This is a genomic window from Paenibacillus jepli (assembly GCF_047238105.1).
GTDB lineage: Bacteria > Bacillota > Bacilli > Paenibacillales > Paenibacillaceae > Paenibacillus_D.
This window is the reverse complement of sequence record NZ_JBDFMD010000001.1, coordinates 4,194,776-4,219,230: the sequence shown is the minus strand read 5'-3', so window position 1 is coordinate 4,219,230 and position 24,455 is coordinate 4,194,776. Positions and strand designations below refer to the sequence as shown.

The following is a 24,455-nucleotide window of genomic DNA, read 5'->3' as shown; positions in this document are numbered from 1 at the left end:
TTGACGACTTTTTGCGGGAGGCTCAAGGTACAGTAGCGCATCGCTCTGCGATCCGCCACAGCTTGCCCGAGCCCCCGTTAGCCAGGTAGAACCCTTCTCTATCCTTCGGCATTTTGGCTCGCAGCCACCTCTACCACAATAGCTCCATCGGCATATACGATGTCCGAGATGACATCCGATCCCGTTATGTCAAAGTCCACAAAGCTCCTGAAATTGGAAATCATCGCTCTCCGCAAAGAGAGACGGCCATCCGGAGTAGCATCGAGCATCATGTCCTCATGCAGGTGGGTATACTCCAGCAGCTCCACTCGCTTGGCAGTCGGATCATAGTAGGCAGCATGGGATCGATGCATGCCCGAACCCCAGGAGTAGGTGAAATATAGCTCAGGTTCCCCGTCTTTGTCCAAATCCGCCAAAGCCATACTGGTCAAACCCATGCCGCCGAACCATTCGCCCAGCGGATACACTTCGTCATCATGAAGCAAAAAAGTGGCGGAAGACGCCGCATATTTGAAGATGCGGTAATCCGAACCGGACGCCATGGCTTCCGGTGTAATGTTGTAAGGGGAATCGCCGCCATAGCCCGAATCAAACGCGCCTTGCGCAGCCAAGAAATCATCGATATCGTCCGATGAACCTCTTACCATGCTCGTTACCGGCATCGTATCGTCAAGCTTAACAATTCTAAAGATGCTCCAGATCCCGCTGGCGCTTTCTTGGGGCAAAGCCGACTTGCGGGTCTGCGCCAGCCATATCTCATCATCGAGGAGGTAGAGGTGGTACCCTGGACTGTCATCGGCTTCCGTCAGAACATACCGGTATCGCTCCTTATAACCGGAGATATCCGGAATGCCGATCCCGCTCGCTGCCGGACTGAAGCTGGCCCCGAAAATGTGCTCATCGACGGTCTCCCTTGCATAAGCGACTGCCATCGTCCGCTGCTGACCGGCGGCACCGGTTATGATCAGCGAGTGTTCAGCAAGTGTGTAGGTTTCTTCATAATCCTCCCCGGCGTAGAAGGAGCTGAGCGGATTCATATACACTTGGCGATCGAAGCTGTAGCTTCCGTATAGGTTAGCGTCTACACTCTCTGTGGCGGGGTCGCCCGACAGAGGGTTTGTGGCGCAAGCTGCAGAGACAAAGAGACAAACCGAGGCGCAGATGAACACTGCAGATCTGCCCGGCTTCCGGTAACGCAGGACATTCCTTACCCGCTCTCGTATCCCGGATTCCCCAAAAGCGAGCGGGCTCGCCGTTGGCAGACGGCGATTCGTCGCAAAAGCGAGCAGAGTCGTGCAATAGTCTTTTGCCATTGCGGAACCGCCCTTTGCCAAAACCTGTTCGTCACAGCTCATCTCCATATCTCTCGCCATCCGGCTGAAAGCGACCCACACCAGTGGATTAAACCAATGCAGTGCCAGCACCGCAAAAGCAACAGGTTTGATCAGGTGATCCTTCCGCTTAAGATGATACGCTTCATGCATCAATATGTACTCGCGCTCCAACGTGCCCAATCCAAAGGGGATGTAGATGCGAGGTCGAATGAACCCCAGAATAAACGGCGACCCGATCCGGTCCGATTCGTAGACCCCCTCGCCCAATCTTACGGCGGTAGCCATGCGTTTTTTCAGCCTTAAGTAACTCACCAGCCCATATCCGAGAAGAAGCACCGTTCCCGCGGCCCACACCATTGATACAAGCGCCAGTACGACCTGCATCGGATTGACGCTTGCGGCTGGATTGCCAGGCGGCAGACTCTCATTGATCACTGCGTTCATCTGCGGGATTCCCACGGTCATCGACGGCGTCTCAGCTTCTCCGATCCCCTGGGGAACATAGCTCAGAGCCGAGGCGCTCTCCCGTTGCGCGACCGACATATCCAACGAAGGCACGTTGAACAAGCTAAGCTCGGAGCTGATCGACACCGGGCATACAAGACGGAACAGAACGACAGCCCATAGCAGATAAGCATATTTCTTGGGCGCCCGCTTCAGCAGCAGACGAATGAGCAGCACTGCAGCGATGACATAGGAGGCGGTCACACTCATATTGACGATACCCAGAAATAACGTCTGCATGCCTACTCCTCCTTGTGCTCGTCGATCAGGCGCTTGAGCTCTTCCGCTTCTTTCTGTGAAAGTCTCTTGTTGCCGAAAAACGAGGCAAGAAACTGAGGCAAGGACCCGCCGAAGGTCCGCTCGAGGAAATATTCGCTCTCATACGCTTGCACCTGTTCCTTGGGCACAAGCGCGCTTACGATGGTATCTACATTCTGCACCAGACCCTTTTCGCACAGCTTCCTCAGCACGGTATAGGTTGTCGGCTTCTTCCAACCCAGTCGGTCAGCGCATAGGGCGACTAACTGCCCCGACGGCAGCGGTTCACTCTCCCACACGACAAGCATGAAGCGATAGTCGCTCTCGCACAGCTTCAAATGATTCACCTTGATCTCCCCCAGTCGGTCTACAACCATAAACCCGCGCTTGTAGTTTATAGCTATAAACCTCACTTGTCAACGTGGTTCCTCGTGTCTTGCCAAAGGGCATCGCCAGCCGTTTCACCTCAGATTGTATTTACCGTGAGCGGTTGCGGGTGGATAAAGGCAAAAATCAGGGTGTTGAAAAAAGAAAGCCTACAGTCACGGATCGATCTTCCGATCGCTGTTGTCCCCAGATTTCTTTGATTTTTACCCCTTTTAGGGGTGAAATCCGGGGACTCACACGCTTTCTGCAAGAAAGCGACTTCGTAAGCATAAGCTGCGCTTCTCCAGATTCGATTCCGTGCCTCTCCGGCCATTTTTCAACAGCCTGAAAAATACATCTATTTCATGCTGAGCACCCAACATTCATATCCGCAAGTGCAAAAGTGCATTTAACACCGGAACCAATTCTAATTTAATTCCAAATTCACATGCATCAGTTGCACTTTTCAGGGTGTTGAAAAATTCGTCCTGGCGATAAAGAAGGGGCACTCTAAGCATCAAAATAGTGCTTACACCCCCTCGTCGGTCCTTTAATCGCATACAAGAAACGGCCCTGCAGGTTATTAGGCCTGCGGGGCCGTGTGCTGTAGAGAACCAATTGCAGTTTAGGACGAGCATCAAACGTTGTTCATTACCGGCAGCGTGCTGATATCATCCGGCAGCTCGACCATGTACAGATTGGCATAGCCGTTCTTGTCGCTGGTGAACAGAATCCGCTCCCCCGTCCGGTTGAAGCGCGGGTGGGCGTGCACCTTCTGCGAGTGGAAGCTGCAGCGCAGCTCGCAGAGTACGCGTGGCGGTCCGAAATCGCCGGACTCGTCACGCCGCCACATCACCAGCGTCTTCACCGTTCCTTTGCCATCGACGACCGCCTGATCCTTCCCATCTGCATGGGCATGCCACGTGTCAAAGGGGAAGTCATGCTCTTCCATCTCCGTATTGTCGTAACGGATGCTGCCGAAGTAGTTGGTGCCGTCCAGCCGGAAGCCGTGATAGCCGATCCGCTCGCCGTCCGGGAAGAAAAATTCATGCCCTGTCTTCTCAGCAGGCTCCAGCCGCTCGCGGATCTTCCACGCCTTGCCCTCCCGGAGGTCCAGGCCCCAGATCCGGTGATCGACCAGATGCCACGGACCTTCGTGACAGAAGGTGATCAGCCATGGCACTGTCGGGGAAGCGTTGATATGCGTGATGAAGCAGTGCGCCTCGTAGCAGACCTTCACTTCGTCAGTATCAACATCGATGCTGACGACCCGGCTAATCGGTTTGGCTTCCATAAGCTCGCGATGGCCGACATACCCGTGCCCCAGATCCAGATCCAACCGGTGCGACAAGTCCTCCTGGATGCAGGTCATCACATAGCGCCCGTCTGCCGTACAGCTCATATTGCCGATGCCGAAGCCTTCGGGGCAAGAATAGACGACGCGTTCCTCCAGCGTAGCCATGTCCAGCTCGACGATCTGACCGTTCACCCGGACATAGACGATGCGTTCGTCGGGATGGATGCAGGCCTCCAGATTGCTGTTGTCCGGATAATCCGTCAGTTGGGTCATCTCGCCGCTCTCCAGATGAAGGGAGAACAGGTTCGTGCTGTTGCCCCGGTCAGAGAAAAACAGCACCCGGCGCTCCTCGTCATACCAGCCGCTCTCCGTAAAGTAAAAATGATGGCTATGCGTCTTATAATCCGTCAACTGCCGCACGGATACTCCCGTTACCCGATCCTTGTGCACCTTCGCTTCCGAGGGCCATATCTTGCCTTTCATAGCGATCGCTCCTTTGTCTAGTCCTTTGTCCTAGCCTTACGGGCATTGCACGATACTAGCCCCTGGCGCCTACCTGCGTAACAGCCCGCTTACAGCCATGGCTTTAGCCCCTCCCAGCGGACGGCCCAGCCGTCCTGCGGGAAGCCGGGACCGCCTTGACACGCCGCCCCCTGCGCCGCGGCTTGATTGACCGCAGCCTTACTCTCGCGAGCTCCTGCAGAGCCGCCTGTGCCTGTACTATCGGGCCTGGCCGCCTCGCCGGGCTCCACCCAGCCGGCGGCCATCATCGCCACCGCGGCCAGCAGCCCGCCGTTGCCGGGGAGATAGGCCGACAGGCCAGGACGCTGATAGTTGTGCCCATTAGGCAGGTAGGTGTTCTTCTTGGCGTCCAGCAGCAGGAAGTCCACGGCCAGCTCCGGCTCACCGAGGCGGGCTGCCGTCATCGCGCACATCGGGAAGTCCCAGCCCCAGGCCGAGTCCCATTCCCAACAGTCCTTCACCTTGAGCAGCGTGTTCTTCATCACGGTCTTATCCACCAGCGATCCCGGCAGCAGTCCGAGCGCCCCGACCATGGACGGATGATCGTGATTCTTCTCCGTATACGTATCCGCACAGCGCTCATGGGCCAGATAGACGCCGTCCGCCTGCGGCAGCGCAGACATCCTCCCTGCAACCTCCCGCCACCGCGGATCGACGGCGCGGCCTACCCGCTCCGCCCAGCGGATGGCGATCTCCAGGCCGTACTTCCAATACTCGAGCTCATACGGAGGATTGATGCTCTCCTCCAGCGCGTGGCACTCCTGCGCCGGGATGAGCGGCGGACCGAGCACATAGGCGCCGCGCTCCTCCTCATATTGCGCGTAAGAAACCATGAAGTCAGCAGCCTCGAAGACAATCGGAGCGAAGCGCTCCAACAGCTCATCCGTCGGATCAGCCAGATAGCACAGCTCGGCCAGCGCCATCGGATGCGGCTGCTGCCAGATCAGTCCGGGGGCGACCGGCGATGGCGTCTGCGTGCCGTCAGGCCCCACCATCTTGGGCCAGCGTGCGCCCTCGTAGCCTTGCGAAGCCGCCAGCGCCCGCGCCTTTGGCAGGATATCCAGATACCAGTCCATGCTCCGCATCAACAGCTCCGCGCGGCCCCACAGCGGGAAGTGCACGGCATGCCACCAGTGCATCTCCAGATGCATCTTGCCAAACCAGCTGTTGTACATCAGCCCCGTCTCCTGCGGCGGCATCGAGCCGCTGCTGTGGATCGCGCACAGATACTGGGACAGCACGACCCGGCGCTCCAGCTCGGCGGCCCGCGGATCGGCGCTGCCTGCAAAATCGATCGCCGCGCCGCTCAGCCAGAAACGCTCCCAATCGTCTCCGCTTGCCCGCACCACCGCTTCCGGGGCAGCCGGCCGGTGCGCAGCGCTTCCAAAGGCCAGGACGCTCTCCACGCTGGCGGCCCCTGCCGCCGGGACGAGCGTAAACTCATGCGTCCCGGTCCGGGCCAGCGAACCGCTGTCCCACTGCCACCGCACCTGGTAGGCATCCTCGTCCATCGTCCGCTGCAGCAGCGCTCCCCGCTCTGCCGTCTCGAGCAACTCGCTGCGGTGACGCTCATCGTGCTCCCAGTCGGCTTCGACCGACTGGGACCAGCTGCGGTGCAGCATATCCGGAGCCGGGAAACGCAGGTACAGCTGCAGCCGTCCCTGAGCCACCAGTGGCGAGACGACCCGCACCGCCAGCGTGTCCTCCGACGGATGACAAGCGGTCGTCACCTCGACCTCTACTTCGCCAGCCAGGAAACGGCTGTGCAGCACACCCGTCCACAAGTCCAGCTCCTGATGGAGCGGCCGCACCTCTTCCGACGCCAACTCTCCGCCGCCACTGCCCAGCAGCCGCAGCGAGAGACGCCCCAGCTGCAGACGATGCGGATTTTGGCGCAGCCAATGATAAGCCTCCTCTTTGGCGCCCGGCCTCATCGGATACCCGACCTGGCGGCCATAAGTTTCGAAGGACTGGTACTCGATATCGTCGTCGTCGTACTTCCGGTGTCCGCCTGTGTAGTGCCAGCCCCAATTGGACTGGGTGCCCAGCGGCACCTCGTAGCGCTCCGGGTACGACTGCAATCCGGTAAAATCCGCGCTGAATGCAAACTCGCCGTTGCCGACCGAAAGCGGCGACATGGGCTCCAGCCGCGTGAGCACCGGATGGTTGCGCGTGATGATCGTTCGTCTGTTCATGCGATAGTCTGCCTCCTCAGATTCGCCCGCTCGGACGAGCACAGGGATGTCTGCTCTGGGCGATCCCGGCCGCACGGAAACGGCGGGACGCTGACAAAGGCTGCGGTTGCACTCTCCCTGCCAAGCTGCTCAGGGCGGCTGGCCCGCGCCCTGCCGCTCGTCGCTCGTTGCGCCACTCCGTGGACGCTGTCCGGGTCCGTGACCTGCCTTACTCCGCCAATCCCTCCTTGCGGGCGCGCATCATCTCCCGGTACTTGCCGGGCGTGATGTCTTTATACTTGCGATAGACGCGGATAAAGCTGTTCTCATGCTGATAGCCGACCATGGAGGCGATCTCCGATATTTTGCAATCCGTCTTCAGCAGCAGCTCACTGGCCCGCTCCATCCGAAGCTTCGTGAAGCAGCCGTGGATCGTTTCGTTCATCTCCTGCTTGAACAGCTGGCTCGCCAGACTGCTGCTGATCCCCGTATGGTCGGCAATTTCCTGAACCCCGATAGGGGCACCGACATGCTGCTTCATAAAACTGATCATCTGCTGACACAGCACATATTCCTTGCTCTGGATGATCGAACCGAAACGCCCGGTGAGCTCGCTCGTCCGCAGCCGCAGCCGCGTCAGGATCGTCTCCAGCGTCAGTGAATGCAGATCTCCGAGCGCAGCCGTCTCTTCCGTCCCCGGCTTCTCCTCACCGAGCTGCTCCAGCTTGTCTGCGACCTGCTGCAGCAGCGGCAGCGCGGCCGAAGGATACCAGTACTCCTCGCGGATCCCGGAGCCGATCCGGTCGATGATGCGCAGCGCAGCATCCTCTTGCCCGGCATGGATCGCATCCGTCAAGTCAGAGACCACTGTCTCCTCCTGCAGACGGGACTCCGTCATCTCGTGATCGGCGACCTCCTCGTATGCAATCACTGCGCCGCGGCCGCGATGCAGCCGGTAGCCAAGCGCATTCTCCGCCTCGAACATCGCCTGCCGCAGCTTGCCGGCATCCTCCTGGGATTCGCTGACCCCCGCGGAGACACTGAACTTCAACAGCCGTGCGATGACGGCCGCCGCCTCGCGCATCCGTGCCGTGACCGCGCTGGCACGTCCCACCCGCCGTCTCTCCTGCTCGTATCCACCCTCTTCCTCGGACGCGTACTCAGCCTGTCTGCCGGCGTCGCCGCTTGTCCATCCACCCTGCTCCTGCCGCTCGTCAGGCAGAGATACATCCCCGCTTGAGCGGCGCAGCCCGCCGGCAGCATCCGCTACCGGCTGCAGCAGCAGAGCGATCCGGTTGCGGCCGAGATCCGCAGAAGAAACCCGCCACTCCCCCGCCATCACCTCGGAGACTACATTGGTGATGGCGAACTTGAGCAGCGAACGATCAGCATGCGAGAACTGCCGGCTCCAGGCATCGTAGTCGTCGATCGAGATCATCACGACCGTCAGCTTCGCCGCAGACCATCCTTCATAGTAGCTCCGCCATTTCTCCAATAGCTCGCGGCGGCCATTCATATTGCCCGTGTAGATATCCACAAGCAGCTTGGAAGCCGCCTCGGGCATCGTCTGCCGGATCATCCGCGAGAGCTGCGCATGGTCGGTCAGCAGCTCGCCGGTGATCTTCTCCAGATTGATCAGATCCGCGCCTTCCTCATCCCGCTCATAGCGGCTGAGCAGCTGCCGCATCCGGCGCACCGGCTTGAAGGCGCGGTTATTGAAGTAGATAATCGTCCCTGCGCCCAGCGCCAGTGCAGCGAGCGAGACGGCCATCGCCACGTTGCGGATCTGCTGGGTGCTCGCCAGCAAGCTGTCCTGTGAGACGACCGACACATACCGCCAACCGGTCACTTCGGATAACATCTGCGAAGCGAGCAGACGCTTGCCTCCTGAGCGGAACTCCCCGGCATCGCGGCCCTCCAATTGCGAGATCGCGGCTTCCACCGTCCCCTGCTCGAATGAATGCTCCCCAATCTCGTAGACCAGATTGCCTTGACTGTCCAAAATATAGCGGCGGCTGGCGAGATCGGAAACGCTCGGCGGCAGCATATGCGCGAACAGGGCATCATTGCGGAAATTCACCGCGATCATCCCCCGGGGCTCGCCCTGGATCATAATCTTGCGGAACAGCGAGACCTCGGTCGCGGTTCCCCCCAGCCGCAAGGGCACAGTACGCTTCTTCACGAGCATCGAACGGTCGCCGAATTCTCGGGACACATCCAGCCAGGATGCATCGACGAATGTGATGGCGCTGGAGCTGTACCCTTGCGGAAACGCCATAAAGCTCTCCCGTCCGCTGTCATAAATGTATACGCTTTTAATATAAGGGACACCGCTTACCGCCGCCTCCAAAAACTGATACAACTCGGTTATATTGGAGTAAGAGACCTGCTCCTCGCCGGTCAAAAATTGATACACACTGTTGTTGAGCGCGACTTTGATGGCCAGTTGATTGGTCTCTTGGATGTAGCTGTCGATAAAATTCATGCTGATCCGCAGCATCTGATGCTGCGGCTCGCTTAGTTCCTCCTGGAGCACCGCCGTCGACGAGTAGTACGTGCTGGCGCCAACAGCGATGATCAGGACCAGGATCGCTCCTGTCAGGATCAGCACCAAGCGGTTCTGGGTCTGCGACAGGCTGTATTTGAGCCAGCGAAGCCGTGGATGTGTCATGTGATCTCCCACCTTGCCTGCAGTATGCCCCCATTATACTGCGTAAGCCGGTCGCAGGCGAATCGGGGCGCATCATGACCGGCAGCAAGCGCATCGCCGCGCGCCGATACCGGCACACGGCTTGTTGTCATTTGGCCAGATTATTGTTTCACCTTCTCATACCATTCCTGTACGCGCTCGGTCACGGTGTCGCCGCCCGAGGCTCTCCACTGCGCGACGTAGTCGTCGAATGCCTCGATCGGCCGCTCGCCGATGATGATGCGCGTCAGCGTCTCCTGGAACAGCTTGTGTGACTGGATATCCGGGAAGCCTTGGTAAACCGATGCCGGCAGACCGTCCCCGGCGATCCGTCTTGCATCCTGCTCTACGACCTCATACATATCTTTGACCATCTGCCAGTCCTCTTCAGGGAACGTCTCCTCGATGCGCAGCTCCATGTCCTCGGAGGTCGTGAGATTGCGCATGCCCAGCGCCAGCGGCCGGCTGTCCTCCGGCGGCAGGATCACCTTGCGGCCGTCCTCGCCAACCTCATGGTGCATGCCCTCGATCCCATAGCGGCCAAACTCGTTATGCTCCGGATTGTAGAAGAAATCCAACAGTCTCAGGGCAGCTGCCGCATTGGCCTCGGCCGCTTTGGGGATCATCCATTCTGGCTCGCCCATGCTCTTCACGGTTACAAAGCCCTCATAACCTTCCGCTTTGGGCAGCGGCATCGCAGCGATATAGGCATCCGGCGCTTGCGTGCGCATCGCCGCCAGACGATCCCGTACGTTGGCAGGCATGTGATACCAGCTGCCGACGAGATTGTTGTTGATCTTGGCCTGCCATACGTCACCTTTGTTCAGGAACGTTTCGTTATCGAGCAGCTTCTCTTCGTAGAGCATGCGCATGAACTCGATCGCGGCTCTCATATTATCGGTGATCCCGGCATACTGAATCTCTCCGTCATAGATATCCCATTCGGGATAGCCTTCCCACATCGCTACGCCATACATCGCGAACAAATGGTCCATCCAGCGGCCGAACTCACGGCCGGTGGTCGGCAATTCGTCAGCCTGGCCGTTGCCGTTGGGATCCTCGTCGCGGAACGCCTTGAGCAGCTCGACATAATCGTCGACTGTCTCCGGCATGTCATGTCCGACCGCCTCTACCCAGTCTTGACGGATCAATGGCGAGCGCTCCGGGATCAGGAACACTTTGGGCACATAATAGATCTTGCCATCCTCCGAGGAAGAACGGACGACATCCCAAGCTTCGTCCGGCACTCTCTCCCAGACATTGGGCGCATGCTCCGGCAACAGATCGTCTAGCGGCAGCGCCCCGCCTTGCTGGATCAGCGTCTGCTCGACGCCGCCGATCGGCCGCAGGATGTCAGGCAGCTCATCGGAGGCGATCATCAGGTTGATGTACTCGGCGGGCTCCGAACCCGGCGGCGGCGTGATCAGCTCATATTCGACACCGGTATGCTCCGCTACATACTGGACATGCGGATTGTCGCTGCCCGGGATCGTGCCGACGCCCATATGACTCTTGAACACCTTAATCTTGGTCAGCCCCTCGGACTCGGCGCCTTCCTCGCCTCCGGTCCCGGAGCCGCCGCCGCTGTTGCCGCTGCAGCCCGCAGCGATCAGGAGCACAGCCAGCATAAGCAGCATCCATCGTTTGTTCATAAATGTTTTCATTTGTATTCCTCCCCTTTTATTAAAAAATGATTGTAAAAAATGTTCCGTAGCGGTCAAAATGACACTGGAGAAGCGTAGCGCCCGCCTCTTTCTCCCGGATTTCCACCCCTGAAAGGGGTCCATAATCAAGAAATCCGGGAGGAACAGCGGTCGGAAGTGCATTTTGGTTGCGAGGATTTATTTTTTACTCTTTAAGCGACCCGAGCAGAGCACCCTTGACGAAGTACTTCTGCAAGTAAGGGTACACAAGGATGATCGGCACGGTCGCGAAAATAATCGTTGCGGCCTTGAGCGTCGTCGTATTGAAATCATAATCGCCCAGGAACATGTTGACGGCCGCCAGCTCCTCGGGACTGACCAGGTAAGAGCGCAGCTTCATCTGGAGCGGCCACAGATCCGGATTGCGGATGAACAGCACTGCCCGCTGGAACGTATTCCAGTAGCCTACAGCGTAGAACAGGCTGACCGTGGCCATGACAGCCTTGGAGAGCGGCAGATAGATCTGGAACAGGATGCGGAAGTCATTGCACCCATCGATGCGGGCCGAGTCGTCCAGCTCCTTGGGCAAGCCCATAAAGAAGGTGCGGATGATGACGAGATTGAACGTCCCGATCAGCCCTGGAATGATCAGCGCCCACAGCGAGTTCATCATGCCCAGCTCGCGCACGGTCAGGAAGAACGGAATCATCGGCGCATTGAAGATCATCGTCAGGACGATACAGAACATGACCTGCTTGCGGATCAGGAAGTCTGCCCGGGAGAGCGGGTATGCCGTCAAAATGGAAAACAGCATGCTGAGCGCCGTACCGACAACTGTGATATACACGGTGATGCCGAAGGAGCGCCACAGACCGGCATTTTGCAGCACATGCGTCCATGCACCCGTCGTGAACTCCACCGGCCACAAGAACACTTCCTTGGAGTCGGCCGCGATCGGCGAGCTAAAGGACATGGCCAGCAGATGCAGCAGCGGCATCAGCATCGTCGCAGCAGCGATCATCAGGATGAGATAGTTGAACGCCTGAAACGTCTTTTCGCCCAAGGTTGGTTTCATATTACCACAGCCCCTGTTCCGTTTTTCTGGCCATCCGGTTGAAGATCCATAGCAGTGTGAACCCGATGACCGACTGGAAGACGCCGATGGCTGTCGTCACGCTGTATTGCCCCTGCAGCACACCTGCCCGGTACACATAGGTTTCGATAATGTCCCCTACCGAATATGTCATCGGCGTAAGCAGGTTGAACATCTGGTCAAAGCCAAGCTCCAGGAAGTTGCCGATGTTGAGCAGGAACAGGATCAGGATCGTCGGGAACAGCGCAGGCAGCGTAATATAGATGACCTGCTTCCATTTGTTCGCGCCGTCGACGACGGCCGCCTCGTACTGGCTCGGATCGATGCTGCTGATCGCCGCCAGATAGATGATGGTGCCCCAGCCGACTTCCTTCCAGATCGCCGAGATGACGACGATGGTCCGGAAGAACCGGGATTCCTGCATATAGAGGATCGGGCTATAGCCGAACCACTCGCGTATCGCATTGATGAAGCCCTGGCTGGACAGCAGCTCGAACACGACCCCGCCCACCACCACCCAGGAGAGGAAATGCGGGAGGTAGAACAGGCTTTGCAGCGTCCGCTTGGCGATCATCAGCCGCACCTCGTTGAACAGGAGGGCGAGGATGATCGGCGCCGGGAAACCAAACACCAGTTGGTAAAGCGCTATCAAAGCCGTGTTGCGCAGCACGTTGTAGAAATCGTCATAAGAAAATATAAATTTGAAATTGTCGAGTCCCACCCATGGACTGCCGAAAATGCCGTTGAAGATCTGGAAGTTCTGGAAGGCGATCACGCTGCCGGCGAGCGGGATATACTTGAATATAATATAGAACAAAACACCGGGCAGGATCATGAGGTAGAGCATCCAGTGCTTGCGGACGTTTTCGATATACCGGTTGCCCCGTTTGCGCGGGGCCGGAATCTGCGTTTGCGGCTTCGCATCCGGCGCGGCAGTGGATGGCGGATCAGCCGACAGTTCAGCCATTGGGACGTCCTCCTTTGCGATTGACTTGTTGTCTTGCCCCTATCTTACGGACCGGCCGGCTTGAGAACAATTCGGCAATCGGCCAGCGGATGAGCATTTTGGCAGATCCGGCCCCTGCTGCAGGATCGGTTCATCGGCTGGAGGATCGGTTAGGTATGGCGAAAGCGCAGGCGCGGCGCGGGTTGCAGGGGATTCGGAGCCGTTTGAACAAGCCAAACAAGCCCCGGTCTGGTCAAGGCCAGCGCCGGGGCTTGTTTGGTGAATGATTAGGAAACTTACAGGGCCGGAGCTCCTCCGGCAGCCGCTTCAGGCTCCTCTTCAGGATTCCCGATGTCAGTATCCGTTTCCGTCTCCGGATCGACAGGCACTTCATTCTCTGGCGCCGTGCCGCTTTCCTCCTCCTGTCTCAGCCGATCCAGCTCCTCCTGGAGCTGGCGCTCCATCTCTTCCCATTCTTCGAGCTCTTCGGCACTCGGCATCTCAATCTCAGGCGCATCGACAGCTTCCTCAGGCACACTGACCGGCTCTGTCGCGTCCCAGTCCCGGTAGGAGACAGCAAAGGTCTGGTCGATATCGACCGGATAGTCGGCCTCAAAGGCGATCGAGAACACCGATGCAGCCTCGATCTCCACAGGCAGTCCTGTCTGGGCATCCAGGGCAATCCGGTACTCGAGCGAATCGATCACTACGCTATCCTTGACCTCCTGCGGCAGCTGCGCGCCGTTGAGCGTGCTGTCCAGCAGATCTTCCATGAGCGCCGTCGTCTCTCTGTCGTCTCCGCTGCCCTGATAAGACAGGATACGAACTCCCCCTTCTTCGTTCACGGTCAGACTGCCGCCGACGGCCGCCTTGAGACGCTCCAGCTGGGCTGCGGGATTGACCTGGTAGTCGGAGAGCGTCTCCGTCAGCGCCGGGATCTCGTCTTGCGGATACTGCCGCCACCCCTCATCGAAGGTATGGTCATACACATAGTACCCCTCCGGAGTCAGGATTGTCTGGAGACGGGTCGGTTCATCGTCGTCGCCGGACTCGATCATCTGCTCCACGGCCAGCGGCTCGAGCTCGACCTTGCCTTCCGAGGTCATAGCGAACTGCTCGCTGTCCTGCCCCTCGTTGTGGGAGAGGTCTTGGTCCAATCGCATCGTGAGTGCGAATCGTTCTTTGGTCTGCACCTCGCGGATCGCTTCATCCAGGATCGTTATCGCTTCGGAGTCTGCGGGAGACTCCGTATTCTCTGCAGCTTGGGTACATCCCGATACAACCAGCGCCAGCACCAGCAGCAGGGATGTTTGTTTCACTTTTTTCACATCTGTCGCCTCCTTGTTGATCCTACTAGTTTGCGACAAAATGTCTCGTTTGGCAAGTTTCTGGAAACCTTCACCGCTGAAGCAACAGGGATGCCCCTACGCTAGCTCTTGGTTACCCATGCATCCTTGGCGTATCCGCGTACGATCCAGTAGCCGTCGTGATCGCCGTCGATCAGCTCGATCCGATTGAGCCACTTGACCGACTTGTAGGCATACATCTGCGGCACGATCAGCTTGACCGGGCCGCCCAGATCGCTGGGGATCGGCTTACCGTCATGCATCACTGCCACAAGGACGTCATCCATCTCCTCCACTTGCTCCAAGGTCAGCGAGTCTGTATACACTCCGTCACCCGAGTAAAATTTGACCGTCCGCGCCTGGTCACTCACGCCAGCTTCCGCCAGCAGCGTCTTGAGCGGAATGCCCTCCCAGGTGTTGCTGTACACCGACCAGCCGGTAACGCAGTGAAAGTCGCTCACCTCCGCCACCCGCGGCATCGCTACGAACCGCTCCCAATCGTAGTGAAGCTTGTTCTCCACTAGCCCGTCGATCGTAAAGGACCAGTCGGCATTGGAAAACTGGGGAATCGGCGTCACCGTATACACCCGGAAGCGGCCCTGACTGCCCCCGCCGATCGGCGGCGCGGAAGCGGGCAGCGGCTGGGGCGGCGGGACCATCCGGTTGGCGTCATTCTCGATCAACTGCTCCAGATTGCCAGTGCCGCCCCCGAGGGACCGCCCGAGCCATTGGAGAAAAGACGGGCCCAGCGTGACTGCCAGCCCCGCGCCGATCGTCCATTTGATGAAGGCCCGTCTTGTATAGACCGCCTGAGGATTGGCCGCAGGGTGCAAGGTTTCCTCCTCCTGCGGTGCTTTGACGGATAGCCGCTGCGGCTGCTTGAGCCATTTGAGCCGGGTAATGGAATGATAGATGATATAGGGCAACCCTACCCAGGTGAGCGCATCATGCACGAAAAGTGCGATGTTGCTATTTGCCGGGCCGAAGGCTTTGAACTGCCAGAGTACGATACCGGAGCCAAACCAGCCCAGCAGCAAGCCCAGGATAACAAGCACGTTGAAGCGCTGCCATGGTTTGCCGCGCAGCTGTTTCCAATGCTTGGCCGCCAGCAGCAGATAATACACGACCGGGACGATCGAGATGATGCCGACGACGATGTGCGCCCACTTGATCCATACCCGCACCTCGCCCAGCACGCCCCGCCACAGGCCGCTGATCAGGATCAGCCCTGTCAGTGCCAGGATCAGGACGATCCAACCGTTCCAGGTGTGCAGCGATACCAGCTTGCGGCCGTAGCCTTTGCGGAGCCCTTTGAGCCACTCCATCTTCGCAGCGCCTCCCCTGCTTCTATAAGTTGGTTATAGTATAACCTCCCGCAACACGCTCTGACCAGCAGCTGCAACTTCCCCCGGATCCAAGTACCTTTTTCCCTCTTATCGCGCGCACCACGCCGGCCCACCATCCTTCCGTGCACACCAAAAAGCGGCGCGGAGGTCAGCCCCCGCACCGCGGCCATGCAAAAAAGTTAGTTGCGCAGAGGCGCCTCCTGCAGATCGGCTCTGGCCTGGAGGAACCGGAAAAACGCTGTCGCCGATTCGGCGCGCGTCACCAGACGATCCGGATTGAAATTGCCCTTGTCATCCGGATTCATGATCTTCAGCCCGGCGACGATCGCCGCCTGTCCCTTGTTCTCCAGGGATGCCGCATCGTTGAACGGGATGTTGAACAGGCCTTCGTACTTGGCCAACGAGTTGTAGCCGAGCGCCCGGACGATCAGCTCCGCCATCTCTTCGCGGTCCACCTGGCCGTCCGGATCGAAGGAGCCATCGCCGCGATCGATCAGATTGGCTGCGACTGCGCTCTCCACGTATACGAAGTACTCCGAATCGGCCGTCACGTCTTTGAAGGAAGCAGAGGCAGCTTCGCCGTTCGCCATGCTCAGCGGCCGGTAGCCGCTGTTCATCGACAGGACGAGCATCTTGATCATCTCGCCACGGGTGACGACGGCCTGCGGACGCACCTGGCCGTCCTCCAGGTCAAGCGCCTTGTACGCGACCATGATCGACAGCTCCCGCTCAGCCCAGTGACCGGCGATATCTGTAGCGGTCTGCTTGACCAGACTCGTCACTTCGCCATTCTGATGGTCCCGCCACTCGCCGGTCTGGGCGTCCAGGAATACCTGGCCGTCCATCGGACGCGGCACCAGACGATAGACGAGCTTGGCCTCTCCGCCGTCGCCGCTGCCAGGCATGATCTCGCCGGCCGCCACCATCACATTGTATTTCTCCAGCGGGATCGGTTCGCCGTTGTACTGATGTGTCTGGACGTACGTCAGCTCCAGATTGTAATAATCCATGTACGCCTCGACCGCCTGATCCGGAGTGATCGTCTGCGGCTTCTGCGCCGGATAGCTGAAGCTGCTCAGCTCGGCGCTATAGGTGCGAACCTCGTTGCTGATCGCGTTGATGCTCACATGGACGCCTTCATACATCGTTCTCGCTCCGTGAACCTGGCGCTGGAAGCGGAAGTTGTAGTCGCGGATATCGCCTGGGACAACAGCTCGATCAGCCAACTCTTTGTCCGTTTCCTGCAGATAGAGCTCGTGAGCGTAGCCCGGCAGTAGCTTTTTGACCGTCTCGACCGCCTTGGCTTTGGCCTCTTCATACGTGATGATCTTCACGGTGTCGCCGCCTTGGAGCTCAGCGCTGCTGTAAGCATAGAAGGTTGTAATCTCGCCAGTCCGGCTGTTCACGCTCGCCCAGACCGACCCTGTATCTTTGCCATCCTCCTGCACGGTCCAGTTGAGCTGCCACGCTGCGGTGGATATGCCGGTGCGCTCATCGGCATACTCATGGTAGCTGCTGTCCGTCAGCTTGCTGCCTGCAGGCAGCTTGAATGCGTCCTCAACAACCTTTACCGCCTGTTCGCTGGTCAGGTTCTTGTTCGCTGCCGGCTTGGAGCCCAGCGCGGAAGGCGCTACCGGATCAGTCGTATTGGGCTTGGTCGGTGCAGCGAACGGCTGGTACCGCTCACCGCTCAACGCATCGATCATGATCGCTTCCATCTCGTAGCTCAGGAACGGTCTGACTGGCGCTTTCATGTCATAAGGGAGCGTATATACCAGTTGTGGCTCCTCCAGCTCGCGGATCTTGACCCCGGCTTCTTCCAGCGTGATGGACGGCTGCCCTTCGGGGAAGGACACCGTATCGTCCCACCGCACTTGATACCCCATCACATGGCCTTCGCCGTCGACTTCGACGTCAATGTAATTGTCCATAAAAGGAATGTCGCCGACCAGCCGGTTGAACCGGAGCTGGTACCTGACCTCGCCGTTCAGCGGCGGACGGAACTGGATGCCGTAATCGGCATTAAAGCGCAGCTGGTCCGCATACTTGGCGCCCACCTGAGCGATAAAAGCTTCCGCCAGCGCCTGCGCCTGCTCCCTGTCTACCTTCGGCGGATAGACCGGTTTGCGGGTCGGGTCATTCAGATAAGTACTGTAACTGAGCAGTTCGCCGCTGCCGGCATGGATGCGCGCCTGGATGCTGCCGACATGCTTGTTGTTGTCTCGCTTGGTGAAGTTCAGATTCCAGGCGCTGCGCGTGCCGTTCGCCAGCCGGTCCGTATTGTACGAAGCGCTCTGCAGCGTGTAATCTGCCGGGATCTTCACAATCTGGCGCGCCAGCTCGATGGCCCGGTCTCTGGAGACCGCCACGTCGGCAGGCGCCTCCTCCGCTCCTGCACCAGGCGTTCCCGGAGCACTGTCTACCGTGCTTGCCGGAATGGGCAAGTCCGCTCTCATCGCAACCTCCCCGTAGGCTCCTGCAGGCACTGCGGCGAGTGCTACCGCAGCAGCCAAAGTAACGATCAGCTGCTTTTTGGATGTTGCTTTTTTCTGCTTCTTTTTCACCTTGCTACCTCCCTTAATAAATAGATAAAATAAGGTCCTGACCATAATGACGCTCGCGTAATGGAATATGTTGCAAAGAAGTGAAAAAAATTCTGACCCTGCAAAACCGGTGCCGGAGAAGACGGGCCGCGTACGGGGCGACCTGATATTCTAGCCTTAAGGAGGCGAAGCACAGTGAATCCGCTGCAAGCGATGAATGAGGCGATTGCGTATATCGAACGCCACCTGCAGGAGGAGCCCGATCTTGATGAAGCTGCGCGCAGAGCATGCTGCTCTGTGTACCATTTCAAGCGCATGTTTTCCTTTCTGGCAGGCATCCCGCTCTCCGATTATATCCGGCGCAGGCGGCTGACCTTGGCGGCACTGGAGCTGCGGGAGCGCGGGGCCAAAGTGATCGATGTCGCGATGGCCTACGGGTACAGCTCGCCTGACGCCTTTGCCCGGGCTTTTCACCACATGCATGGCATCAGTCCGTCCCAGGCCCGGGAGGACGGGCGGCAGCTGAAGGCTTATCCCCGGATGAGCTTTCAGCTAACGATACGAGGAGGCGATGAGATGAATTATCGTATGGAAGAACAACCGGCCTTCGGCATCGTCGGACTAAAGCGGCGGGTGCCCATCCAGTTCGAGGGCGTCAATCCGGCGATCGCTGAGATGTGGCAGGAGCTTGGGGCCAACGGTGCAGAGCAGCTGAAACAGCTCTCGGATGTCGAGCCGCGCGGCATGATCAGCGCGTCAACCGAATTCTCGGAGGGCCGCATGGAGGAGAAAGGCGAGCTGGACCATTACATCGGCGTGGCTACGACGCAGCCTGCCCCGGCTCCTTATGTCCGGCTGGAAGTGCCTGCCCTGACGTGGGCGGTCTTCACCGCTGTCGGCCCGTTTCCTGCCGCGCTGCAGGATGTGTGGGGGCGCATCTATTCGGAGTGGTTCCCATCGTCGGGGTATGAGTCGGTCCAGGGACCGGAGCTGCTGTGGAATGAACATGGCGACACGGCTTCGGAAGCCTACCGCAGCGAGATCTGGATCCCGGTCAAACGGGTGATAGGAGCGGATTAAGGACGCAGCCGTCTATCTGCTTAGCGCTCGCCCGGTTCATTACGCGGAGGGTCCCAGTCAACGCAAAACAGGCCTGCGCCCGTCAGTCGGGTAGCAAGCCTGTTTGGCATTGGCAGATCAATGATTAGATCTGGCCAAGAATTTTATTTTTGAGCGAGTCCTTGCTCTGCAGGCCGACCATCTTGTCAACCGGCTGGCCGTCCTTGAAGACGATCAGCGTGGGGATGCTCATGACGCCGAACTGGGAAGCAATCTCAGGCTCTTCATCGACGTTGACCTTGGCAATTACAGCCTGGCCTTCCATCTCGGCCGACAGCTCCTCGACGATCGGAAGCTGCATTTTGCAAGGCCCGCACCAAGGTGCCCAGAAGTCTACTACAGAAACGCCGCTTTCAATGGTCGATTTGAAATTATCTTTCGTTAATGCTACTGCCATCGTCATCATCCTCCTAATAATATGCATTTCTAAAGCAAGATCAACCTGCAGAGCTCCGGTAGACCGGCCGCATCAGCGGTCCCTGCAAGCATGAATCCGGTTCAGTACGTCCTGGATGGTAATCCCGGAGAAGTACGCTTCCAACTGCCTGTCGGCGGTAGAGAAGATCTCGCACATCACGTCCTCCATGTTCGAGCCTACTACGCAATCCATATCCGGATCGCCGGAGCACCAGCTCGGCATGAGAGAGCCGATGGCCATCGCCCGGTAGATATCGCCGAGCGTCGCCGTCTGCGGATCAATCGTCAGCCGGTAGCCGCCGCGCGTGCCCTCGCGCGTCTCTACGAAACCTCCGCGTCTGAGACAGCCCATCACCTTGCGGATGCGGGCCGGGTTCGTCTGCACATTGTCGGCGATCGCATCGCTGGAGGCCATGCGTTCCGGCAGGTTGGCCAGGAGAACCAGACTATGGACGGCTATCGTAAATTCGCTGTTCATAACTGATGGCACCCCGCTTTGTACTGTAATGTTATCAGTTACAGTTGATCTTGTCAATAAGGGCCTTTCAGTTATTTTGTACAGCGATGCAAAGGTTATACTGCACGCGGCGCGTCACTGCAGATTTGACCACCCGGTACGTATAGTTTACCACCTGCCTCCCTCCTCAAACCAGCCCTGCAACTTTCAGAACAGCTCCATCTGTTCGAGCCCGTCATCCGGCGGCCGCGGCATCTCGAAGGAGCCGCGCGGCGGTACTTGGCCGAGCATCCGCATGAGCTGCAGCGCATTATCCGCCGCATCGCCTCCCGAGTTGTTGTTGAACACGACGACGACGCGCTCGCTCTGCTCTTCCAGTCGCCGCAGCCGCTCCGCCCATTCTGCCAGCTCTTCCTCGCTGTAACGGTACAGATACCTGACTTCCCGCCAGTTCGGCTGCCCGCTCGCATGCCACCCCGCCGCATGCCGCCCGTGAAACCGGACCAGCGTCATCCCCGTGTCTGTTGCGGCTTCCACGATCGGTACACTGCCTACACCGGCCTGCGGTTCGTCGCAGACGCTGTGGATCCAGCCCTCCTCGCGCATGAAGCTCAGCGTGCGCTCGCGCATCCCCTCCGCGAACCAGCTCTGATGGCGGAATTCCAGCGCGCAGGGGATCTCCCCCATCCGGCGCTTGTCCTCACGCAGCTTGGCCACGTTCTCGCGTGTACAGTCGAACCAGGGCGGGTACTGGAACAACACAGCTCCCAGCTTGCCCGCCTCGCAGAAAGAGGTGAGCGACAGGCGGAACGCCTCTACCATCGCGTCCTCGTCCGCAAACGGAATTTTGCCCCGCGTATGTCCAGTCATCCCTTGGTAAGCTTTGACGATAAAGCGGAAGTCCGGCGGCGTCTCGCGCGTCCACTTGTCCATATTGCGCTGCGACTGCACAGCATAAAACGAGCTGTCCACCTCCACCGTTAGGAACCATTCGCTATAGATCTGCAGCTTTGGCTTGGCCGCCGCAGCACCCGGATAGAGCGTATCATGGTCGCCCCAGCCCGTAAGTCCGATGATGATCATCTGCCCGCTCCTCCTCTCTCGGGTAGCTGTCGTCCGCCACACCTGACCAAGGGCCAATGACGAACGATATACATCTGTATATCTGCTATCGTACCGCAAAATCCGTTGTCATGGAAATCGCGTGCAGGTAATACATATGTACGGATAGCCTCACTAGCAAGTCATCCTGCCAATAAAGGTGGTGCAGCTTCTATGGAAGTTGTGTGGATCATCGTCGCAGCTGTCATCGTCATCGGCCTCATCGTCCTCGGCGTGCGCTCCTCCAAACGCTGGATACCGATTCGCTCGGAAGGCGCCTCCCGCGTCCATCAGATCGACCGGTTGAAGGAGTATCTGAAGACGCAAGGGATCAAGTCCAAAGTCGCTTCCGGCGCGGCCGGCACAGTCCAGCTGAAGGTGCTGAAAACAGAAGAGGACAAAGCGCGGTCACTGATGGAATCGTTTGATAACGAGCAGTAAGTTTGCAGGTACCGCTCCCTCTAACAGACCGAGTGACCGATAGTACGCTCGCCCCGGCGGGGATGCCGCCACACGGGGCGGGCGCCCTTGCTGTGCGGCAACGCGGCATGAATTGTGCTTTCCCTTCAGATACGGCATACTAGTAGCATCAGAGAAACAAAGGAGCTGCTGCGAGTTATGCATATCGATATTTACCAGGATTTCGTCTGCCCGTGGTGCCGGATCGGCAAAAAAAATCTGACAGATGCCCTGGAGCAATGGCAGCCTTCGTATGACGGGGAAGTGACTGCCAATTACCGTGCGTTTCAACTGAATCCCGAGCTGCCGCCTGAAGGCGCGGACTTCCAGGAAGTGATGGCGCCCAAGCTCGGCGGCGTCGCCAATATCGCCCAGGCGACTGGCCAGGTGACCAAAGCCGGCGAAGCGGCCGGTCTGACCTTCCGCTTCGACCGCATCACCCGGATGCCCAACACCCGTCTGGCCCATCAGCTTGCGGCGATCGCCCCCCGCGATCGGCAGACGGCGCTGGTAGACGCCCTCTACCAGGCGTATTTCCAGGAAGGGCAGGACCTCTCCGACCGCGCCGTCCTGTCGGCCGTACTCACGCAAGCCGGCCTGGATGCCACTCGCTGCTGAACAGAGCTGCCAGTGGCGAGGGTGCAGCAGCCGTCGACGACGACCTAAGACAGGCCCGGGATATCGGGGTGCGCGGCGTGCCGTTCTTCGTCTTCAATCACAAGTACGCGATCTCCGGCGCTTACCCGGCCGCCGAGCTCGTCCGGCTGCTGGACAAGGCGGCAGGCAAGCAGGAGGAATTGTAACCAAGGTAAAACGGCTGTCGCTAAGAGTTTTGCGGAGCAAACTCTCCTGTGTTCCGTTAAACTCCATTGGATATAAACGCACGCAAGCCGCCAGCCCCGTCCGGGACTGGCGGCTTGCCCATGTTACAGCCAAACCTTACTCCGCACCGACGCCGATGATGCTCTGCACCCGCTCCGGATAGTCGGTAATGATGCCGTCGATCTTGTACTTGAGCACTTCACGGATGTTGCGCTCGACATTGACTGTCCACAGCCACACCTCGCGGCCATTGCGGTGGGCGTGGTCGATGAAGCGCTGCGAGAGCATGCTCTGTTCGATCGTATAGAAGTCGACATCGATCGTCAGCAGATTGCCTGCCGCCAGGAAGAGGATCTGCCCCAGCTTGATGTCGGGATTGAGCGCACGGACGGTTCGCAGCAGCGAATAGTCAAAAGATTGGATATAACAGCTGTCGACGAGGTCATACCGCTCGACCAGTTCGACAACCTTGGCGGCCATCTCGCTGCCGTCTCCGTAAGGCTTCATCTCGATGATCAGCTTGACCTGGCCCTGCGTCTCGATGAGCACCTCTTCGAGTGTGGGGATCCTCTCGCCAGCAAACACGCTGGAGAATCGGCGCCCGATATCAAGCAGCGCCAGATCGGCATAGTTCATGTTATGCACGGATTCCGGCACCCCGGCTACGCGATTCAGCGTATAGTCGTGATTGAGCACGATGATCCCGTCTTTGGTCATCTGTACATCGATCTCTACCGCATCGATATTTTTCTCCATCGCCGAACGGATGCTGCTCATCGAATTCTCCGGCGCGCTGTGAAGGTCGCCGCGATGACCGGCGATCTGCACATTCCATTTCAGATACAGGAGATTGTCGTTGACATAATAGTTGATCCCCAGGGAGATCAGCAGATACAGCGGGATTCCGATCACGATCAGCAGCTTGCGCTTGCGCGTCCGGAACAACCGGGCAATCCGCACCTCCAGCACACGCAGCCAGCGCATCCGGTATACATGCAGATGATCTTCGGGAGACTTGCCGACCTTCGTCTGCAGCCGGTAGAACATCCGGGTCATATAGATCATATTGATCGGGATCAGCAACAGCGCCGCCATATAACCGAGGAAACCCGAGATCGTCAGCATATAATCGTTGATGAAGAAGCTGAGCGGACTGTTCGGGATCAGCGTGGCCATATAGTTGACCAAAGAGACGAGCCCGATGCCGGCCAGCACCACCAGAGCGTTGAACAACAGCAGCTGCAGCAGGATCCGGATCCGGTTGCCCCGGGTCAGCTCCAGCGAGCTGCGGATCGCCTGGCGGGTCGACTGCCCTTCCAGGATGATGAAGTGAAGGGAGAACAGCCAGCGCAGGATAAAGTAGATAATTGCGATCAGCAGCAGCACATACAGACCCAGCAGAATATACGACCCGTTACTGAGCTTGGTCGTAAAGTAAATCTGCAGATTGACTTTCGTGAGCACCGACGCCGAGATCGGCGATTCGATAAAAGGCAGCAGAAACAGCAAATACAACATCAGTTGGATCGTACCAAAGCTGAAGAGCGTAGGCAATCGGCGGAGCGTCGTGATGAAAGCGTCGGCGATCAGAATATCTTTGCGGAAATAAATCTTCTGGGCAATGACGAGCACCACGCCCAGCTGCAGGAACAGGACCAGCACAGCCACCAGCAAGATGGCTACGAGCGCCCCGATGCCCTGATAGCTGAGCGCGATCCGGTACACTTCGCCGTTGAGCAGCGAGCCGGTGCTGATCGCGCGCATCATACGGTTAAAGATATAGGAGATGAGCGGGATAAATAGATAACTCGTCATCACCAGGAACAATAATGCAAACGTCACATGCTTCTTATAGGAACGCCTGAAATCGGTCAGGCTGTATCGCAAATCGGTCATGACCATTCATCCTGTTCTACCCTCGGGGTGTTATGTTGCCAGCATTTATCATAACACAATTCGGGCCAATTTAGTGCCCTCCGCCGACAACTCTCTGCCTGCCGATCCTAGAGGATCGCAATA

At 58.5% G+C, this 24,455-nt stretch carries 18 protein-coding genes; 3 read left to right on the top strand and 15 right to left on the bottom strand.

Annotation, left to right across the window (positions count from 1 at the left end):
- Window positions 1-98: 98 nt before the first annotated feature.
- The 11 genes from ABC336_RS18335 to ABC336_RS18285 form a co-directional block, all read right to left on the bottom strand.
- Complete coding sequence (locus tag ABC336_RS18335; RefSeq protein ID WP_413240012.1) at window positions 99-2,078, bottom strand: M56 family metallopeptidase; 1,980 nt, start codon at window positions 2,076-2,078, stop codon at window positions 99-101.
- A gap of 2 nt (window positions 2,079-2,080) precedes the next feature.
- Entirely contained in the window at window positions 2,081-2,443 is a 363-nt protein-coding gene (locus ABC336_RS18330; protein ID WP_413240011.1) for a BlaI/MecI/CopY family transcriptional regulator, read from the bottom strand.
- Window positions 2,444-3,099: 656 nt separating this feature from the next.
- Window positions 3,100-4,242: an oligogalacturonate lyase family protein gene (locus ABC336_RS18325; RefSeq protein WP_413240010.1), complete on the bottom strand. Its 1,143-nt coding sequence runs from the start codon at window positions 4,240-4,242 to the stop codon at window positions 3,100-3,102.
- A gap of 89 nt (window positions 4,243-4,331) precedes the next feature.
- Window positions 4,332-6,476, bottom strand: a complete 2,145-nt coding sequence (locus tag ABC336_RS18320; RefSeq protein WP_413240009.1) for a glycoside hydrolase family 65 — start codon at window positions 6,474-6,476, stop codon at window positions 4,332-4,334.
- 208 nt (window positions 6,477-6,684) lie between these two features.
- Window positions 6,685-9,126 (bottom strand): helix-turn-helix domain-containing protein, encoded by a 2,442-nt coding sequence (locus ABC336_RS18315; protein ID WP_413240008.1) that lies wholly within the window; start codon window positions 9,124-9,126, stop codon window positions 6,685-6,687.
- Between the two features lie 140 nt (window positions 9,127-9,266).
- On the bottom strand, window positions 9,267-10,808 hold the full coding sequence (locus ABC336_RS18310; protein WP_413240007.1) for an extracellular solute-binding protein: 1,542 nt from the start codon (window positions 10,806-10,808) through the stop codon (window positions 9,267-9,269).
- A 184-nt stretch (window positions 10,809-10,992) separates the two neighbouring features.
- Window positions 10,993-11,862: a carbohydrate ABC transporter permease gene (locus ABC336_RS18305; RefSeq protein ID WP_413240006.1), complete on the bottom strand. Its 870-nt coding sequence runs from the start codon at window positions 11,860-11,862 to the stop codon at window positions 10,993-10,995.
- A 1-nt stretch (window position 11,863) separates the two neighbouring features.
- The gene (locus tag ABC336_RS18300) at window positions 11,864-12,847 is read right to left on the bottom strand and encodes an ABC transporter permease (RefSeq protein ID WP_413240005.1); all 984 of its coding nucleotides are present in this window, start codon (window positions 12,845-12,847) and stop codon (window positions 11,864-11,866) included.
- A 275-nt stretch (window positions 12,848-13,122) separates the two neighbouring features.
- On the bottom strand, window positions 13,123-14,154 hold the full coding sequence (locus ABC336_RS18295; protein ID WP_413240004.1) for a DUF6612 family protein: 1,032 nt from the start codon (window positions 14,152-14,154) through the stop codon (window positions 13,123-13,125).
- Between the two features lie 101 nt (window positions 14,155-14,255).
- Window positions 14,256-15,497, bottom strand: coding sequence for a molybdopterin-dependent oxidoreductase (locus tag ABC336_RS18290; RefSeq protein ID WP_413240003.1), 1,242 nt, complete (start codon window positions 15,495-15,497; stop codon window positions 14,256-14,258).
- 200 nt (window positions 15,498-15,697) lie between these two features.
- Entirely contained in the window at window positions 15,698-18,082 is a 2,385-nt protein-coding gene (locus ABC336_RS18285) for an S-layer homology domain-containing protein (protein ID WP_413240002.1), read from the bottom strand.
- Between the two features lie 174 nt (window positions 18,083-18,256).
- Between ABC336_RS18285 and ABC336_RS18280 the strand changes: the two genes are divergently transcribed.
- Window positions 18,257-19,141, top strand: a complete 885-nt coding sequence (locus ABC336_RS18280) for an AraC family transcriptional regulator (protein ID WP_413240001.1) — start codon at window positions 18,257-18,259, stop codon at window positions 19,139-19,141.
- A 124-nt stretch (window positions 19,142-19,265) separates the two neighbouring features.
- Here the strand turns inward: ABC336_RS18280 and trxA are convergent, their stop codons facing one another.
- The 3 genes from trxA to ABC336_RS18265 all read right to left on the bottom strand — a co-directional run bounded on the left by trxA (window position 19,266) and on the right by ABC336_RS18265 (window position 21,137).
- The gene (gene trxA, locus ABC336_RS18275) at window positions 19,266-19,577 is read right to left on the bottom strand and encodes a thioredoxin (RefSeq protein WP_413240000.1); all 312 of its coding nucleotides are present in this window, start codon (window positions 19,575-19,577) and stop codon (window positions 19,266-19,268) included.
- A 72-nt stretch (window positions 19,578-19,649) separates the two neighbouring features.
- Complete coding sequence (locus tag ABC336_RS18270) at window positions 19,650-20,075, bottom strand: RrF2 family transcriptional regulator (RefSeq protein WP_413239999.1); 426 nt, start codon at window positions 20,073-20,075, stop codon at window positions 19,650-19,652.
- Window positions 20,076-20,261: 186 nt separating this feature from the next.
- The gene (locus ABC336_RS18265) at window positions 20,262-21,137 is read right to left on the bottom strand and encodes a DUF72 domain-containing protein (RefSeq protein ID WP_413239998.1); all 876 of its coding nucleotides are present in this window, start codon (window positions 21,135-21,137) and stop codon (window positions 20,262-20,264) included.
- Between the two features lie 192 nt (window positions 21,138-21,329).
- Between ABC336_RS18265 and ABC336_RS18260 the strand changes: the two genes are divergently transcribed.
- Window positions 21,330-21,596: a hypothetical protein gene (locus ABC336_RS18260; protein ID WP_413239997.1), complete on the top strand. Its 267-nt coding sequence runs from the start codon at window positions 21,330-21,332 to the stop codon at window positions 21,594-21,596.
- 177 nt (window positions 21,597-21,773) lie between these two features.
- Window positions 21,774-22,232, top strand: a complete 459-nt coding sequence (locus ABC336_RS18255; protein WP_413239996.1) for a DsbA family oxidoreductase — start codon at window positions 21,774-21,776, stop codon at window positions 22,230-22,232.
- A 321-nt stretch (window positions 22,233-22,553) separates the two neighbouring features.
- On the opposite strand, the gene ABC336_RS18250 is transcribed toward ABC336_RS18255, so the two are convergent.
- Window positions 22,554-24,332: a glycerophosphoryl diester phosphodiesterase membrane domain-containing protein gene (locus tag ABC336_RS18250; RefSeq protein ID WP_413239995.1), complete on the bottom strand. Its 1,779-nt coding sequence runs from the start codon at window positions 24,330-24,332 to the stop codon at window positions 22,554-22,556.
- Window positions 24,333-24,455: the final 123 nt, after the last annotated feature.